General features: G+C 58.3%; 13 protein-coding genes. 1 reads left to right on the top strand and 12 read right to left on the bottom strand.

The annotated features are described in order from the left end of the window. Positions 1-16 precede the first annotated feature (16 nt). From A3GO_RS0120705 to A3GO_RS0120690, 4 genes are all read right to left on the bottom strand, one after another. Positions 17-1,156, bottom strand: coding sequence for an MFS transporter (locus tag A3GO_RS0120705; RefSeq protein ID WP_029135022.1), 1,140 nt, complete (start codon positions 1,154-1,156; stop codon positions 17-19). A gap of 170 nt (positions 1,157-1,326) precedes the next feature. Beyond that, positions 1,327-2,424: a chorismate synthase gene (aroC, locus tag A3GO_RS0120700; protein ID WP_029135021.1), complete on the bottom strand. Its 1,098-nt coding sequence runs from the start codon at positions 2,422-2,424 to the stop codon at positions 1,327-1,329. 63 nt (positions 2,425-2,487) lie between these two features. Continuing rightward, positions 2,488-3,807, bottom strand: a complete 1,320-nt coding sequence (locus A3GO_RS0120695; protein WP_029135020.1) for a TolC family outer membrane protein — start codon at positions 3,805-3,807, stop codon at positions 2,488-2,490. A 65-nt stretch (positions 3,808-3,872) separates the two neighbouring features. Continuing rightward, the gene (locus A3GO_RS0120690; protein WP_029135019.1) at positions 3,873-4,700 is read right to left on the bottom strand and encodes a M23 family metallopeptidase; all 828 of its coding nucleotides are present in this window, start codon (positions 4,698-4,700) and stop codon (positions 3,873-3,875) included. 279 nt (positions 4,701-4,979) lie between these two features. Here A3GO_RS0120690 and A3GO_RS0120685 point away from each other — a divergent pair, with 279 nt between their 5' ends. Then, positions 4,980-6,725 carry an ABC transporter ATP-binding protein gene (locus tag A3GO_RS0120685; RefSeq protein WP_051302795.1) on the top strand — a complete coding sequence of 582 codons (1,746 nt, stop codon included), beginning with the start codon at positions 4,980-4,982 and terminating at the stop codon, positions 6,723-6,725. A gap of 428 nt (positions 6,726-7,153) precedes the next feature. On the opposite strand, the gene pnp is transcribed toward A3GO_RS0120685, so the two are convergent. The 8 genes from pnp to A3GO_RS26465 all read right to left on the bottom strand — a co-directional run. Then, positions 7,154-9,250, bottom strand: coding sequence for a polyribonucleotide nucleotidyltransferase (gene pnp / locus A3GO_RS0120680; RefSeq protein WP_029135017.1), 2,097 nt, complete (start codon positions 9,248-9,250; stop codon positions 7,154-7,156). A 32-nt stretch (positions 9,251-9,282) separates the two neighbouring features. After that, a complete protein-coding gene (gene rpsO, locus A3GO_RS0120675) occupies positions 9,283-9,552 on the bottom strand; it encodes a 30S ribosomal protein S15 (protein WP_029135016.1) in 270 nt (89 codons plus the stop codon). A 210-nt stretch (positions 9,553-9,762) separates the two neighbouring features. Continuing rightward, a complete protein-coding gene (gene truB, locus A3GO_RS0120670; RefSeq protein WP_029135015.1) occupies positions 9,763-10,671 on the bottom strand; it encodes a tRNA pseudouridine(55) synthase TruB in 909 nt (302 codons plus the stop codon). Continuing rightward, entirely contained in the window at positions 10,671-11,051 is a 381-nt protein-coding gene (gene rbfA, locus A3GO_RS0120665) for a 30S ribosome-binding factor RbfA (protein WP_029135014.1), read from the bottom strand. Before rbfA ends, truB begins: the two co-directional genes overlap by 1 nt. An 18-nt stretch (positions 11,052-11,069) precedes the next feature. Beyond that, on the bottom strand, positions 11,070-13,748 hold the full coding sequence (gene infB, locus A3GO_RS0120660; protein ID WP_029135013.1) for a translation initiation factor IF-2: 2,679 nt from the start codon (positions 13,746-13,748) through the stop codon (positions 11,070-11,072). A 21-nt stretch (positions 13,749-13,769) separates the two neighbouring features. After that, the gene (nusA, locus tag A3GO_RS0120655; protein ID WP_029135012.1) at positions 13,770-15,272 is read right to left on the bottom strand and encodes a transcription termination factor NusA; all 1,503 of its coding nucleotides are present in this window, start codon (positions 15,270-15,272) and stop codon (positions 13,770-13,772) included. Between the two features lie 14 nt (positions 15,273-15,286). Continuing rightward, entirely contained in the window at positions 15,287-15,745 is a 459-nt protein-coding gene (rimP, locus tag A3GO_RS0120650) for a ribosome maturation factor RimP (protein WP_029135011.1), read from the bottom strand. A 222-nt stretch (positions 15,746-15,967) separates the two neighbouring features. Then, positions 15,968-16,288, bottom strand: a 321-nt coding sequence (locus tag A3GO_RS26465) for a hypothetical protein (RefSeq protein ID WP_211245109.1), incomplete at its 5' end; no start/stop codon positions are given.

Here is a 16,288-nt window from a genome sequence, read left to right as displayed (position 1 = left end):
ACATTGTTTCCGGACGCTACTGACCGAGGTCATTCACCACCCAGCGCCAAACGATAAACAGTCCCAGCAGGGACACCGCCACCGACAGGTTGAACACCAACGTGGGTCCGGCACCCTCCCAAAGGAATCCGCTGCTCATTGTCCCCAGGGCACCGCCCAGGCCGAAACTGAGGCTGCTGTAGAGCGCTTGTCCCCGCCCCTGGTGGCGACCGGTAAAGTAATGATGCACCAGATGGATCGCCGCCGCATGAAAGGTACCGAAGGTAGCAGCGTGCAGCGTCTGGGCGAAAAACAGCAGGACCAGCGAGTCGGCGAAATTCCCGATCAGGTACCAGCGCAGCGCCGCCAGCAACAGGCTGATCATCAGCACATTGCGCGCCCCCAGGCGCAGCAGCAGACGATGCATGACCAGGAAGACCGCCACCTCGGCAATCACCCCCAGCGCCCAGAGTTGCCCGATCAGGGTCTTGCTGTAGCCCAGCGTCTCCATGTAGATGGAGTAGAAGCCGTAGTAGGCGCCATGTCCGGCCTGAAGCAGGAAACAGGCTGTCAGGAAGGCGAGCACCGCCGGCTTGCGCAACACCGAGAGGATGCCCGGCTGATCCACCGGATGCGGGCTGGTTGCCGGATCGGCGATCAGCAGGCTTGCACCCCACAACAGCGCATAAATGGAGAGCAGCACCGGCAGCACCGCGGCCGGACCCCGCAGATCCACCGCCATGCCGAGCACCACCACGGTGACGATAAAGCCGATCGAACCCCAGACCCGAATCTGCGCGTAGCGGGAGACCGCCTTTCCCAGATAACAGAGCACCACCGCCTCGAACTGTGGCAAAACCGCATTCCAGAAGAAACTGAACAGCACCATGGCCAGGCCCAGCTCCCAGAACCCTTGCAACCAGAACACGGCGACAAAGATCAGCGTAGTAAGCAGGGCGCCGAGGCGCACAATGGCCATGCGCCGCCCCAAATGATCGCCCAGCCAGCCCCACACGAAGGGGGCGATAAACTTGGTGGCCATGGGAATGGCCATCAACTGCCCGATGGCCACGGCGTTGAAACCCAGGCTCTTCAGGTAGAGTCCCCAGTACGGTACCAGCACACCCAGGGCGGCGAAGTAGAAGAAATAGAAGCTCGAAAGGCGCCAGTACGGCATAGGTGTCATTGCTCGGTCAGGGTCGAATAGCGTGAATAAAGCCGCGAATGAATGCGGCTAATATTTTCCTGACTGTGGTTGAGCCGGATGCGTAATCAGACCCTGCTGAATTATCAGACCGGTTTCCAGTGCGCATGCTATCACCCGCAAGGGCGCGCTATGGAGCCCCTCTAGACCGAGGCCGGTATATCCGGCGTGCCGCTCTGCACGTCCAGGTTCTGCGCCCGGTGCCGCAACAGATGATCCATCAGCACCAGCGCCAGCATCGCCTCGACAATGGGCGTGGCGCGGATACCGACACAGGGGTCGTGACGCCCCTCGGTCACCACCTCCACCGGCTCACCGGCAAGGTTGACGGTACGCCCCGGCAGACGCAGGCTGGAAGTGGGCTTGAAGGCGACACTGGCGAGGATATCCTGACCGCTGGAGATGCCGCCGAGGATACCGCCGGCATGGTTACTGAGAAAACCTTCAGGGGTCATCTCGTCCCGGTGTTCGGTGCCCTTCTGCGCCACACAGTCAAACCCGGCACCGATCTCCACCCCTTTGGCCGCGTTGATGCTCATCAACGCATGGGCGATATCCGCATCCAACCGGTCAAAGATCGGCTCGCCCAGCCCGACCGGAATACAGCTGGCCACCACGTTGATGCGCGCCCCCACCGAGTTGCCCTCCTTGCGCAGGGCATCCATGTAGTTTTCCAGTTCGGCCACCTTGTCGGCATCCGGGCAGAAGAAGGGGTTCTGCTCCACCTGATCCCAGTCCAGCTTGTCGATACGGATTGGCCCGAGCTGGGAGAGATAAGCACGAATGGTGGTCCCGCAATGCTGTTGCAGATATTTTTTGGCGATGGCCCCGGCGGCCACCCGCATGGCGGTCTCCCGGGCCGAGGAGCGACCACCGCCACGGTAATCACGCAAGCCGTACTTCTTGGTATAGGTGTAGTCGGCATGGCCCGGGCGGAACCGATCCATGATCTTGGAATAGTCCTTGGAGCGCTGATCGGTGTTGTGGATGATCAGGGCAATCGGCGTGCCGGTGGTCTGGCCCTCGAACACCCCGGAGAGGATCTGCACCAGGTCCTCCTCCCGTCGCTGAGTGGTATGGCGCGAGGTACCGGGTTTGCGTCGGTCCAGATCGGTCTGCAGATCGGCCTCGCTCAACGCCAGCCCCGGCGGACAACCGTCAACGATGCAACCTATGGCCGGTCCATGGCTCTCGCCAAACGAAGTGACGGTAAAAAGTTTTCCGTAGCTATTTCCAGACATAATCTGCTGCCTGCTGGGTAATCGATAATTACTGGGCGCCAGGCGCCACTTGCCGGAACCGGGCTACTTCAGCCAGCCGTTGACCTGTTTCAGATCCTCGGTGGACAAATTGCCAGTGGCCTGTTTCAGTAGCAACCCGTTGAGAATGAAATCATAGCGCACCTGGGCGTAATTACTGCGGGCGCTAAACAGGTCGCGCTGCGCATTCAGTACATCCACCATGGTACGGGTACCCACCTCGAAACCGGCCGTGGTCGCCTCAAGGGCGCTCTGGGCCGAAATGGTGCTCGCCTTGAGTGCCTCCACCCGGCTGATACTGGACATCACACCCCGGTAGGCATCCCGCACAGAGCGGTTGACCGAGCGTCGCTGCTGATCCAGGGTCTGCTGCGCCGCCTCGTAGTCGAAGCGGGCCTGGCGGGTGCGTGAAGTGACCGCGCCACCGGTATAGAGCGGCAGGTTCAGTTGCAACCCGATCACCGTGGTGTGCAGATCGGTGCCGTTTTCGTTGTTGCTCACATCCAGCGAGTGCGAACCGACCAGGTCCAGGGTCGGGGAGTCACCGGAGTCCTGCAGGTCGATGTTCAGACGGGCAATATCAACCCCGTAGTTCGCCGCCTGCAGGGAGAGATTCTGGGTCTGCGCGGTCTCCGCCCACTGCTCCGGGTTTTGCGGCTGCGGCGGATTAAGCGGCAACTCTGCCGCCAGCGGGGCCAGATCGTCGACCACCTGCATGATGATCTCCTGCTGTGCCTCCCTGGCGTTGTCCAGGGCGTTTTCCGCCTGTATCAGGTCGGCCCGCGACTGGTCGAAGGCGGCCTGTGCCTCATGCACATCGGTGATGGCGATCAGGCCCACCTCGAAACGCTGCTTGGCCTGATCGAGCTGACGGGCGATAGCGGCATTCTCCGCCCGGGCAAACTCCAGGCTGTCCTCGGCCGAGAGCACATTGAAATAGGCCTGCGCAACCCGAATGATCAGATTCTGCTCCTCGGCCGCGAAGGTCACCTCGGCCTGGGCAATCTGCCGATCAGCCTGGTCGAGTTGAACGTTGTACGCCTTTCGGTAAATCGACTGGGTGAGGTTGAGGCTGAGACCGGCAGTCGCGTAATTATTCGGATTGTCCGTTAAGGCACTCGAGGAGGAGGAGCTGTTTACGTCGGTGCGGACCAGGTTGGCATCACTGGAGAGACTGACGCTGGGCAGCAGTTGGGCCTTGGCCTGCGGGAGTGCTTCAAGGGCGGAATCCCGGTTTGCCATAGCCGCTCGCAACTGGGCGTCATTCTGCAGCGCTAGCTGATAAATCTCCAGCAGATCCTCCGCCTGAGCCCCGGAGACACCCAACAATTGACCTAGTAACAGTGTCAACAACAACTTTTTCATAGTTAATCCTGCACAGAATCGATAATCGCGAAATTATATCATTAAAGTAGTACCAGACCGGTGGGTTATTGTTCCATCGGCGGCACCAGCAACTGTGGATCGATCTGATATTGATGGAAGTTCATTCTCCAGTCCAGGTGCGCGCCGGTCACCCGACCGGTGGCTCCCACCCGGGCAATGGGCTCACCCTGCCCGATACGGTCCCCTTCCTTGACCAGGATCTCACTGAGATGCAGGAAAGAGGAGGAGAGGTGCTGACCATGATCCAGGATCAGTGTGCCGCCGGAAAAGAACATGTCGGGATGCACCAGCGTGACAATACCATCCGCGGGTGCGCGTACCAGGGTGCCGACCGGTGCCGCCACATCCACGCCAAAATGGGGCCGGCGCGGCTGGCCATTGAGTATCCGCTGACTGCCGTAGACGCCTGATATACGCCCCTTCACCGGCCATTCCCAGCCGCTCAGATAATCGGTGCGGGGGTCATCCCGTTTCCTGGCGGCCTTCACCAGTGCCGACTCCCGGCGAATGCGCTCAAGATCCATTTTCTCCGGGGTCACTTTACGCTTGGGCAGGTTGTCGATTCGTTGGATATTGTATTCACGCCGGGCGATTTTCAGGGTCTGCTCTTCACGGTGTCCATCCGGATAGGTCAGCCGCAGCCGGCTCTCTGGCGCATGGTCCCGATCAAATCCGAGGACAAAGTAACCCTGGTCGGAGACCCGCACCGCGATATCATCCAGTTGTACCTTTACCCCGGGTTCGGTTTGACCGACCACCAACCCGCCCTGCACATAATTGCCCTCCAGACTGTGACTGGCGTTACCGGGAGATGAGAAGAGCAGCATGCAGAAGATCAGCAGACTAGAGAGAGAGGGAGCTATTGGTTTCATTTTTTTGTTTGCTTTTCAATCATGCTTGTTTGAACAACGGACAGAGACCGGACTCTGAACATTATGAAGGCAAAGGGATCCGAAACACAGGGTTCTGGCTATGTTCAGATTTTGGTGTGCCAGTTAATCATGAAATAATGTCGGAGCAAATGATCACATGGAAAATTCTGACCCTGAATGACCGCGGTCGTTCCCCAGATGCGCAGTTAAATGACAGATAGCCGGCACACAGAGACAAAGATTCGCAGCAGGCACTACAGCTGGTCGGAAGTGGTCAGCATGGTATTTGAACACCGCAGCGAACTGGTGAAGGCGAATATTATCGCCATCCTGGGGACCTTTATCTCGGTACCCATCCCGCTGCTGATACCGCTGATTGTGGACGAAGTGCTGCTGGACAAACCGGGGCCCAGCGTGCCGCTGATGAATTCACTGTTTCCAGAATCCTGGCACTCGCCGCTGCTCTATATCGGTGTCATCCTGCTGTTGACCATGCTGATGCGCCTCGCCTCGCTGTTCCTGGGGGTGTGGCAGATGCGCCAGTTCACCATCATCTCCAAGGACGTCACCTTCCGCATCCGCCGCAGCCTGCTGAAACGGCTGGAGCGGGTCTCCATGGCCGAGTATGAAACCCTGGGCAGCGGAACGGTTGCCTCCCACCTGGTGACCGACATCGACGCTGTGGACAGTTTTCTCGGCGTCGCCACCAGCAAGTTCCTGGTGGCTGTGCTGAGCATCGTCGGCACCGCCGTGGTACTGCTGTGGATGCACTGGCAACTGGCTATCGTGATCCTGTTGATCAATCCGATCGTCATCTGGATCACCACTATTTTCGGTCACAAGGTCAAGGCATTGAAACGGCGCGAGAACAGCGCCTACCAGGCGTTCCAGGAGAGCCTGGCCGAGACCCTGGACGCCATCCAGCAGATCCGCGCCAGCAATCGCGAGACCCACTATATCCAGCGCATCATCGGCAAGGCGGACCGGATACGTCAGCACTCCGCCGCCTTCACCTGGAAAAGTGACGCGGCCCAGCGCCTCTCTTTCACCACCGTGCTGTTTGGCTTCGACTTCTTCCGCGCCCTGAGCATGGTGATGGTGCTGTTCTCCGGTCTCAGCATCGGCCAGATGCTGGCGGTCTATGCCTATCTCTGGTTCATGATGGCGCCACTCCAGGAGATCCTGGCCATCCAGTATTCATACAACGGCGCCAAGGCGGCGCTGGAGCGCATCAATCAACTGATCCGAATGGATCTGGAGCCCAAATACCCTCATAACAAGGACCCCTTCCGGGGAGAAAACACCACCGATCTGCGGCTGGAACAGATCTGTTTCCGTTATGGCGACGGCCCGCTGGTGCTGGACAATCTCTCGCTCACCATCCAGGCAGGCGAGAAAGTGGCGCTGGTAGGGGCCAGTGGTGGTGGCAAGACCACCTTGGTGCAGATCATTCTCGGGCTCTATCCGCCGGAATCCGGCAGCATCTATTTCAACGGCATTCCGGTGACCGAGATCGGCATGGACAAGGTGCGGGGGCACGTCGCCACCGTGCTGCAGCAGCCGGCCCTGTTCAACGACAGCGTTCGCATCAACCTCACACTGGGCAAACCCTGCAGTGACGAAAAGCTCTGGCAGGCACTACAGATCGCCCAGTTGGACGAGACCATCCGGGAGCTGGACAATGGACTGGACACACTGGTGGGGCGCGATGGCATCCGCCTCTCCGGCGGCCAGCGCCAGCGTCTGGCGATTGCCCGGATGGTGCTCACCGATCCCAAGCTGGTGATCCTGGACGAGGCCACCTCGGCCCTCGACACCACCACCGAACAGCACCTGCATCAGGCGCTGCAGAGCTTTCTCAAAGGTCGCACCACGCTGATCATCGCCCACCGCCTGAGCGCGGTAAAACAGGCCAACCGCGCGCTGGTGTTTGAAGACGGCAAGATCATCGAACAGGGCAGCCATGAAGAGCTGATCAATAACCAGGGCCTCTACGCCTCACTGTACGGTCGCCAGGAAGTGTGAGCGGCGCCCTCGCCGCGAATTCGGCCCGGGGGCGGGCCTCCTACAGGGCATCCCTCCTCCCCGGCAACTACCCGCACCGGTAGGAACGGCGCCCTCACCGCGAATTCGGCCCGGGGGCGGGCCTCCTACCGGGCATCTCCCCTCCCAGGCGACTACCCCCACCGGTAGGAGCGGCGCCCTCGCCGCGATTGGGTCCGGGGGCGGGCCTCCTACCGGGCATCCCTCCTCCCCGGCAACTACCCGCACCGGTAGGAGCGGCGCCCTCGCCGCGAATTCGGCCCGAGGCGGGCCTCCTACAAGGATATTTAAATTCCGTGATAAAACCACCCGTAGGAGCGGCGCCCTCGCCGCGAATTCGGCCGGGAATCCAACCACGAAAAAGGGGGCCGAAGCCCCCTTGGATACTGCTCAGAGAAGGATCAGACCACTCAGGACTCACCCTCTTCCACGGCCTTCATGCTGAGGCGGACGCGACCCTGCTTGTCCACTTCCAGCACCTTCACCTTGACCACATCGCCCTCGGCCAGCTTGTCACTTACCTTCTCGACCCGCTCTTCGCAGATCTGGGAAATGTGCACCAGACCGTCACGGCCCGGCAGGATGGTGACAAAGGCGCCGAAGTCCATCAGGCGGACCACCTTGCCCTCATAGATGGCACCTACTTCAACATCGGCGGTGATCAGCTCGATACGCTTTTTCGCGTCCTCCCCGGCAGCCTTGTCGACTGAGAAGATCTTCACCATACCGTCGTCACTGACGTCGACCGTGGCGCCGGTCTCTTCGGTGATGGAGCGAATGGTGGTGCCGCCCTTGCCGATCACGTCACGGATCTTGTCCGGATCTATCTTAATGGTAATGATCCGGGGCGCATGCTCAGACATCTCTATGCGGTGAGTATCAATCGCCTTGTTCATCTCTTCCAGGATGGTCATGCGTCCATCCTTGGCCTGATCCAGGGCGATCTCCATGATCTGCTTGGTGATACCGTCTATCTTGATATCCATCTGCAGCGCATTGATACCGTTGGAGGTACCCGCCACCTTGAAGTCCATGTCGCCCAGATGATCCTCGTCGCCCAGGATATCGGTGAGCACGGCGAAGGCGTCATCCTCCTTGATCAGACCCATGGCCACACCGGCTACCGGCGCCTTGATCGGCACGCCGGCGTCCATCAGTGCCAGGCTGGTGCCACAGACCGAGGCCATGGAGCTGGAGCCGTTGGACTCGGTGATCTCCGAAACCACGCGAATTGAGTAGGGGAACTCCTCCAGGGTCGGCATACAGGAGAGCACACCACGCTTCGCCAGACGGCCGTGGCCGATTTCGCGACGCTTGGGAGACCCGACACGCCCGGTCTCACCCACACAGAAGGGGGGGAAGTTGTAGTGCAGCATGAAGGGCTCGCGGTAGGTGCCATCCAGCGCATCGATGATCTGTGAATCACGTTCAGTACCGAGCGTGGTCACCACGATAGCCTGTGTCTCGCCACGGGTAAACAGGGCGGAACCGTGGGTCCGCGGCAACACGCCGGTCCGAACGGTGATGGGGCGCACGGTCTTGGTGTCGCGGCCGTCGATACGTGGCTCGCCGGAGAGAATCCGGCCACGAACAATCTTCTTCTTCAGCTTGCCGACCGCATCCTTGACTTCGCCTTCACTCCACTTGGCGTCATCACCGGTGCACAACGCCGCAACAGCCGCGCTGGTTGCCGCATCCAGCTGGTTGTAGCGCTCCATCTTGTCCGCAACCGAGTAGGCCTGTTTGATGGCTTCTCCAGCTGCCGCGGCAACGGCTTCGCTGAGTGCCGCATCGTCAACCGGTACGCTGTACTCCATGATCGGCTTGCCGACCTCGGCCGCCAGTTCCTTGATGGCATTGATGGCAACCTGCATCTGTTCGTGACCGAACAGTACCGCCCCCAGCATCACCTCCTCGGAGAGTTCTCGCGCCTCGGACTCAACCATCAGCACCGCATGCTCGGTACCGGCAACGACCAGGTCCAGGTCGCTCTCATCATTGAGACCGGTCTTGGCGGCATTAAGAATGTAGTTGCCATCCTTGTAACCGACGCGGGCCGCACCGATCGGTCCCTGGAAGGGTAGACCGGAGATGGCGAGTGCCGCGGAAACGCCAATGAGAGACGGAATTTCCGGATCCACGTTCGGATTCAGTGACATCACGGTGCAGATGATCTGCACTTCGTTGGTGAAGCCCTTGGGAAACAATGGGCGGACCGGGCGGTCGATCAGCCGGCAGGTGAGAATCTCCTTCTCCGCCGGACGACCCTCACGCCGGAAAAAACCACCCGGGATCTTGCCCGCGGCATAGGTCTTCTCCTGATAATCCACTGTCAGCGGGAAAAAGTCCCGCCCTTCAATAGCACTCTTGGCGCCAACCACGGTGCACTGCACCACGGTTCCGTCCATGTCGATCATGATCGCGCCGTCCGCCTGGCGGGCGATTTCGCCGGTCTCCAGGCTTACGGTGTGTTCACCGTACTGAAATACTTTCTTGGTAGGGGTCACAATAGTGTCCTCAATTTTGGTTCAGGTTCGGGTTAGCGACGCAGGCCTAGACGCGAAATCAGTGAGCGATAACGTTCAACATCTTTGGACTTCAGATAGTCCAGCAGCTTGCGGCGAGAGTTCACCATGCGCACCAGTCCACGCCGGGAGTGGTGATCGTGTTTATGAGCAGCAAAATGCTCGGTAAGCTGGTTGATGCGAGCGGTCAACAGGGCTACCTGCACCTCAGGGGAACCGGTGTCGTTCGCACCCTGCGCATATTCTTCAACAATCGCCTTTTTCTGTTCTGCATTAAATGCCATTTTCGTTTCCTCACTGTAGTCAAATTAAGAAATCCGCGCCCGACAAGTGGGATCAGGGGCGGACTTTAACCCGCTGATGCGGGCGGTTTATGATCACCGAACAGCCTGGCTGAGCCGCGCGGGATCTGTAAACGGGGGATTATGATGGGTTTTAGAGTGGCAATCAATTGCCGTTGCCTTATTCAGGCATTAACAGACTATATCCGTTCGCTAAATCATCCGCTTTGGCGCCACCCGCCCATCATCCAGTATTTCACCAACACCAATAAACCGGTCTTTGTCATCATAGATTCGCACCCGTCCTTTCGTGGGTGCCTTGGGCACGATTACCGGCTGCCCCTGGCAAAGATAAAAGGTGCTGTCAGAACTCAACCGCACTTCTGGCCAATCCATGATGGCACTGTCCACCGGCAGGAGCAGCGCATCCAATGCCTCCCTGCCCTGTTCGGCGATCGCTTGCAGCGTCACCATATCTACCATGTTTTCACCCGAAAACGGTCCAACCTGGGTGCGTCGTAAGCCCACCACATGGGCACCGCAACCCAGCGACTTACCGATATCCTCGGCCAGTGTGCGGATATAGGTCCCCTTACTGCAGTGGACCTCCAGTTCGAATTCCGGCAGATCACAGCCGAGCAGCCGGATCTCATGAATAGTCACCCGACGCGCTTCCCGCTCCACCTCGACACCGTCTCGCGCCAGCTTGTAGAGTCGCTCGCCCTGATGCTTCAGGGCCGAATACATCGGAGGAATCTGGTCGATCTCGCCGAGAAAATTTTCCAGTGAAGCGGCAATCTGTTCGGCGTTCACCGCCTCCGTCGAGCACCGCTCCAGCAGATCCCCTTCGGAATCACCAGTGGAGGTGGTTTCACCCAGTCTGATGCGTACCCAGTAGCGCTTGTCGGCATCCAGCAGGAAGGCCGAAACCTTGGTGGCGCCACCAAAGCAGATCGGCAACAGTCCGGTGGCCAGTGGGTCAAGACTGCCGGTGTGGCCCGCCTTGCTGGCAAAATAGATATTCTTGACCTTCTGCAGCGCCTTGTTGGAGCTCTCGCCCAGCGGTTTATCAAATAGCAGAATACCCTGGACATGGCGTCCACGCTGACTTCTACGCCCCATCAGTCGTCATTCTCATCATGATCCGGATGATCCGACTTTACCGCCTGCTCAATCAGCGACGTAAGCCGGCTACCCCGCTCAATCGACTCATCGTGCACAAAGTGCAGTTCCGGTACGGTGCGCATGCGCATGCGCTGCCCCAGCTCATGGCGCAACCGGGGTGCCGCCTGCTTCAGCATCTTGCTGACACCACGTTGATCGAGTTCACCACCGAGAAAGGTGAAATAGATCTTGGCATGGGAAAAGTCCCGCACCACCTCTACCGCCTGTATGGTGACCATGCCTATTTTGCGGCTGTCGAAGCTGGTGCGCACCAGCTCGGCAAGTTCACGCTGAATCTGCGCACCCACCCGGTCGGTTCTTTTAAATTCGCGTGCCATCGGCTTGTTCGTTCAGAATCAGAGATGACGGGCAATTTCGGTGCGTTCAAAGACTTCGATCTGATCACCCGGTTTGACATCATTGTAGTTCTTCACGCCGATACCACACTCGGTACCTGCCTTCACCTCGGTAACATCATCCTTGAGCCTTCTCAGCGATTCCAAAACCCCTTCGTAGATCACCACGTTCTCGCGCAGCACACGAATCGGATTGTTACGCTTGACCACGCCCTCAACCACCATGCAACCGGCAATGGCACCGAGCTTGGATGAGCGGAACACATCGCGCACCTCGGCCAGACCGACGATCTCTTCCCTGACTTCTGGAGAAAGCAGACCGGACAACGCCTTTTTCACATCATCAATCACTTCATAGATGATACTGTAGTAACGAATATCCAGACCGCGATCTTCCGCTGCGCGACGCGCAGCCGCATCGGCACGCACATTGAAACCGATCATGAAGGCGTCCGAAGTAGCCGCCAGGTTGACATCGGTTTCGTTAATGCCACCGACCGCAGAGGCGACCACTTTGACCTTCACTTCGTCGGTCGACAGTTTGAGCAACGACTCGCGCAACGCCTCGACACTGCCCTGTACGTCGGCCTTGATAATCAGGTTAATAACACCGACGTCGCCTTCGGTCATCTTGGAGAAGAACTCATCCAGCTTGGCTGCCTTCTGAGCTGCCAGCCGGTTATCACGATTGGTTTCCTGACGAACCGATGCCAGTTCGCGCGCCTTGCGCTCGTCGGCTACCGCAATCACTTCGTCACCGGCATTCGGCACGCCCGAGAGTCCAAGTACCTCAACCGGAATCGAGGGGCCGGCCGATTCAATTGGCTGGCGGTTTTCATCCAACAGTGCCCGCACCCGGCCGAACTCCTGTCCGCACACCAGCATGTCGCCCTTTTGCAGTTTGCCGGACTGAACCAGAATTGTTGCCACCGGGCCACGGCCCTTGTCCAGACTGGATTCAACCACGATACCGCGGGCCGGTCCGTCTTCAACGGCGGTTAGCTCAAGCACTTCCGCCTGCAGCAGGATCGCATCCAGCAGACTGTCCACACCGTCACCCGTTTTAGCGGAGACTTCGATAAACTGGGTATCGCCACCCCAATCCTCCGGAATCACCTCATGCTGGGTGAGTTCCTGCTTGACCCGGTCCGGGTTGGCTTCCGGTTTATCCATCTTGTTGATGGCGATGATCATCGGCACACCGGCCGCCTTGGAGTGCTGGATGGCCTCAACTGTCTGCGGTTTGGCACCATCATCCGCCGCCACCACCAGCACCACAATATCCGTTACCTTGGCGCCGCGCGCGCGCATGGCAGAAAATGCCGCGTGTCCCGGAGTATCCAGGAACGAAATCATGCCGCGATCAGTTTCCACGTGGTAGGCGCCGATATGTTGGGTGATACCACCTGCCTCACCAGCCGCCACGCGGCTGCTACGGATGTAATCCAGTAGTGAGGTTTTGCCATGATCAACATGTCCCATGATGGTGACAACCGGTGCGCGATGCACCAATTCGCCCTGGACATCGTCCAGCGAGCTCATCACCTGAGCTTCGATACTATCGTCTTTCTTGGTCACCGGCACATGGCCCAGCTCTTCAACTACCAGGGTAGCCGTGTCGTGATCCAGGGGCTGGTTGATGGTAACCATCATGCCCATCTTCATCAGCTCCTTGATGACGGCAGCTGCCTTAATGGACATCTGCGAGGCCAGTTCGGCTGCAGTGATACTCTCCGGCACCACCACTTCCCGCACCATGGGTGCAGTTGGCTTGACGAAGCCGTGCTGCGAATCTGCCTGGGAAGAACTCACCTTGCCACGTCCGGCCTTGCCTTTCCGACGTCCCCGCTTATCAGCGGAGACATGGAGCTTTTTCCGGCTATCGCTATCGTCATCGTCGCTACGCCCACGCCCGGCGTGCGCGCGAGTCTCTTTCTTATGACCTGTTCGCTTGACTGGACGCTCTTCCGCCTCTGGAACCGGTATGACTTCAGCCTCGACAGGTGCGGCGACTTTCTCTTCCGCTTTGGGCTTGCTTTTACCGCCTTCAGCCGTTTCGCGCTCTTTACGCTCCTGCTCTTCCAGCAGACGTGCCGCTTCCTGCTCCGCCTGCCGCTGTTTCTCTTCCTCTTCCCGTAGCCGAGCCTCTTCCGCCAGACGCTTGTTCTCTTCTTCCCTGACCTTTTCCAGCTCGGCCAGTCTCAGCGCATCTTCGGCGTCACGGCGCGCCTGATCTTCGGCAGCAATCTGTTGTCGTTTTGTCGCTTGTTCATCCAGCGCCTTGCGTGCCGCCTCGGCGTCCTGCAGGGTCTTCTCATCTTCACTGGCTGAGCCACGTTTCACGTAAGTGCGCTTGCGCCGCACCTCAACACTCACGGTCTTGCCCGCGGTTCGCACCGCACCTCTGCCACCCGGTCCCCGACCACCTGCCGCCGGCTGTTGCAACTCGCTGACCGTTTTACGCTTCAGGGTGATTTTCCGTGGGCCGCCGGATGAGGCTTCATCATCCTTCTTGCCATGGCTTTCCCGCAGATGCCCTAACAGCTGTGCCTTTTCAGATACACTGACCTGATCATCAGCGCTGTTTTTAATAACCCCGGCATCTTTCAGCTGGGTAAGCAGGCGCTCTTCTGCAATACCAACATCTTTTGCGAGCTGCCTTACCGTTACATCACTCATAGGAAAGTACCTCCGGCAACCTTAGCTCTGCTGCTCATCCGCGAACCAGGGGGCACGTGCAGCCATAATCAACTGCGCCGCCTTCTCCTCGTCCATACCATCAATAACCATCAATTCATCAACCGACTGTTCCGCCAGATCTTCCATGGTGATGATTCCCCGGCTTGCCATTTCGTAGGCCAGGTCTGAATCCATCCCGTCCATGCCGAGCAAATCTTCCGCCGGACCCTCACCCATTGCCTCTTCCTTGGCGATCGCCTGAGTCAGCAGGATCTCCTTGGCTCGATCACGCAAAGCGTCGACGATCTCCTTGTCAAACTCTTCAATTTCCAGCATTTCACTGATCGGTACATAGGCCACCTCGTCCAGCGTGGTAAAGCCTTCCTGCACCAGAATCATCGCCACCTCTTCATCCACATCAAGTTGCTTCATGAAGTTGTCGACAAACTCGCGCACCTCGGCCTCGCTCTGGGCCTCGGCGTCGGTTTCGTTCATGACATTCAGTTCCCAACCAGTCAGTTCACTAGCGAGCCGCACGTTCTGACCGCCGCGACCGATGGCCTGGGAGAGATTGTCCTCGCTGACCGCAACGGTCATGCTGCCGGAATCCTCATCCACCACAATGGAGGCGACATCGGCCGGAGACATGGCGTTGATCACAAACTGGGCAGGATTATCATTCCAAAGAATAATATCCACCCGCTCACCATTAAGCTCATTGGAAATCGCCTGTACGCGGGAACCGCGCATACCGACACAGGCACCAACCGGATCGATGCGCTGGTCATTGGTCTTGACCGCAATTTTAGCCCGCAGACCTGGATCACGCGCGGCACCTTTGATCTCGATCAGTCCCTCACCGACCTCCGGCACCTCCAGCTTGAACAGTTCAATCAACAACTCCGGACAGCTCCGGCTGACGAACAGTTGGGGACCACGTTGTTCCGAGCGCACCTCATAGAGATAGCCCCTGACCCGATCGCCGGAGCGTACCGGCTCGCGAGGAATCATCTGGTCGCGCAGCACGATTGCCTCGGCATTACCACCAAGGTCCAGGGTCACATTGCCCCGATCCACCCGTTTCACGATGCCGGTCACCAGCTCACCGATGCGCTCCTGGTACGCCTCGACCACCTTGGCCCGTTCCGCTTCACGCACTTTCTGTACGATTACCTGTTTGGCGGTTTGCGCTGCAATTCGGCCAAAGGCAATAGAATCCATGGGTTCTTCAATGAAATCGCCCACCTGAATATCCGGATTAGTTTTACGCGCATCTTCAAGCAGAATCTCTTTCTCTGGATTCAGCTCTTCACCGGCCTCTACCTCTTCAATAACTTCCCAGCGACGGAAACTGGAGTAATCACCGGTCACGCGATCCACCTGAACACGTACCCCGATATCGCCTCCGTGTTTTTTTCGCGTGGCAGAAGCGAGCGCATACTCGATCGCCTCGAAAATAATCTCTTTCTCGATGTCCTTTTCATTGGACACGACATCAACGACCAGTAGAATCTCTTTATTCATCTGTCTCAACCCAATCAAAATTCAGGCACTAATCGCGCTCTATCAATCATATCCAGCGGCAGGGCAGTCTCTTCGCCGTCCACAACCACCAGGACCATACCATCCAGAACGCCCTTCAGGACGCCTTCAAACCGTCGCCTGTCATGCAGCTTCGTACGCAACCGGACACTGATCTTCTGACCGGCAAATCGCACATAATCCTTTTCAAAAAACAGCGGTCTATCCAGTCCTGGTGACGAAACCTCAAGGCTGTAGTTTTCCTTGATCGGATCTTCAACATCCAGCACCCCACTGACCTGGTGACTGACCGTGGCACAATCATCCACGCCAATCCCCTCTTCATGATCAATATAGATACGCAGTAGCGACCCGCCCCTTCCCTGACTCAGATACTCTACGCCCACCAGTTCATACCCAAGAGGCTCAACCGCCCCCCGGACAATCTCGATCAAGTTTTCAGATGCGCCCGCCATATTCGCCAATAAAAACCAGAAACAAAAAAAGGGCCATTGGCCCAAGTACACAGGTAGCCGACCTTTGGCCGGCGACACCAATAAAAAAACCCCAGACGGGGTCCTTCTTAACGCAATGAATTTACTGATTTTTCATTGCTAACCGTCATGCCGGCTACCGAATCGCGCTGATTATACCCGTGAGACGCTCGTCATGCAATCGGCTGGAGGGCGATGGTTAGGCTACGCCTTTAGCCAACCTGGCAGACAAGACCTGCCAGCAGGGATGGCAGCGTCACTTTCCAAACTGACTTCATTCCTGCATCGAAAATAGATGGTAACTCTGTGACTGCGACCGGAATCATCAAAAGGGGTCGTACCTGGGCAATCCTTGTCCTGTTTTGTAGTAGGCAGAATGACCCACGCTTCGCGTTCGTGCTGCACGCCTGCAGCGCTTGGCGAACCTGCTGTCTGGATGTCGTAGGTTCGAACGTTCTGTTTTCGAAAAAAGAAAAAGGGCCGCACTTTGGCGACCCTTTTCTTGTTTGGTAGCGGGGGCAGGAT

This window comes from Sedimenticola selenatireducens DSM 17993 (genome assembly GCF_000428045.1).
GTDB lineage: Bacteria > Pseudomonadota > Gammaproteobacteria > Chromatiales > Chromatiaceae > Sedimenticola > Sedimenticola selenatireducens.
This window is presented reverse-complemented; position numbering and strand designations above follow the sequence as displayed.

Bases quoted from the DNA above. Each gene is read 5' to 3' on its own strand.
- A3GO_RS0120705 (WP_029135022.1), bottom strand. From the start codon at position 1,156: ATGCCGTACTGGCGCCTTTCGAGCTTCTATTTCTTCTACTTCGCCGCC.
- A3GO_RS0120685 (WP_051302795.1), top strand. From the start codon at position 4,980: ATGGTATTTGAACACCGCAGCGAACTGGTGAAGGCGAATATTATCGCC.
- truB (WP_029135015.1), bottom strand. From the start codon at position 10,671: ATGGGGCGTAGAAGTCAGCGTGGACGCCATGTCCAGGGTATTCTGCTA.
- A3GO_RS0120695 (WP_029135020.1), bottom strand. From the start codon at position 3,807: ATGAAAAAGTTGTTGTTGACACTGTTACTAGGTCAATTGTTGGGTGTC.
- A3GO_RS0120690 (WP_029135019.1), bottom strand. From the start codon at position 4,700: ATGAAACCAATAGCTCCCTCTCTCTCTAGTCTGCTGATCTTCTGCATG.
- rimP (WP_029135011.1), bottom strand. From the start codon at position 15,745: ATGGCGGGCGCATCTGAAAACTTGATCGAGATTGTCCGGGGGGCGGTT.
- rpsO (WP_029135016.1), bottom strand. From the start codon at position 9,552: ATGGCATTTAATGCAGAACAGAAAAAGGCGATTGTTGAAGAATATGCG.
- nusA (WP_029135012.1), bottom strand. From the start codon at position 15,272: ATGAATAAAGAGATTCTACTGGTCGTTGATGTCGTGTCCAATGAAAAG.
- infB (WP_029135013.1), bottom strand. From the start codon at position 13,748: ATGAGTGATGTAACGGTAAGGCAGCTCGCAAAAGATGTTGGTATTGCA.
- aroC (WP_029135021.1), bottom strand. From the start codon at position 2,424: ATGTCTGGAAATAGCTACGGAAAACTTTTTACCGTCACTTCGTTTGGC.
- rbfA (WP_029135014.1), bottom strand. From the start codon at position 11,051: ATGGCACGCGAATTTAAAAGAACCGACCGGGTGGGTGCGCAGATTCAG.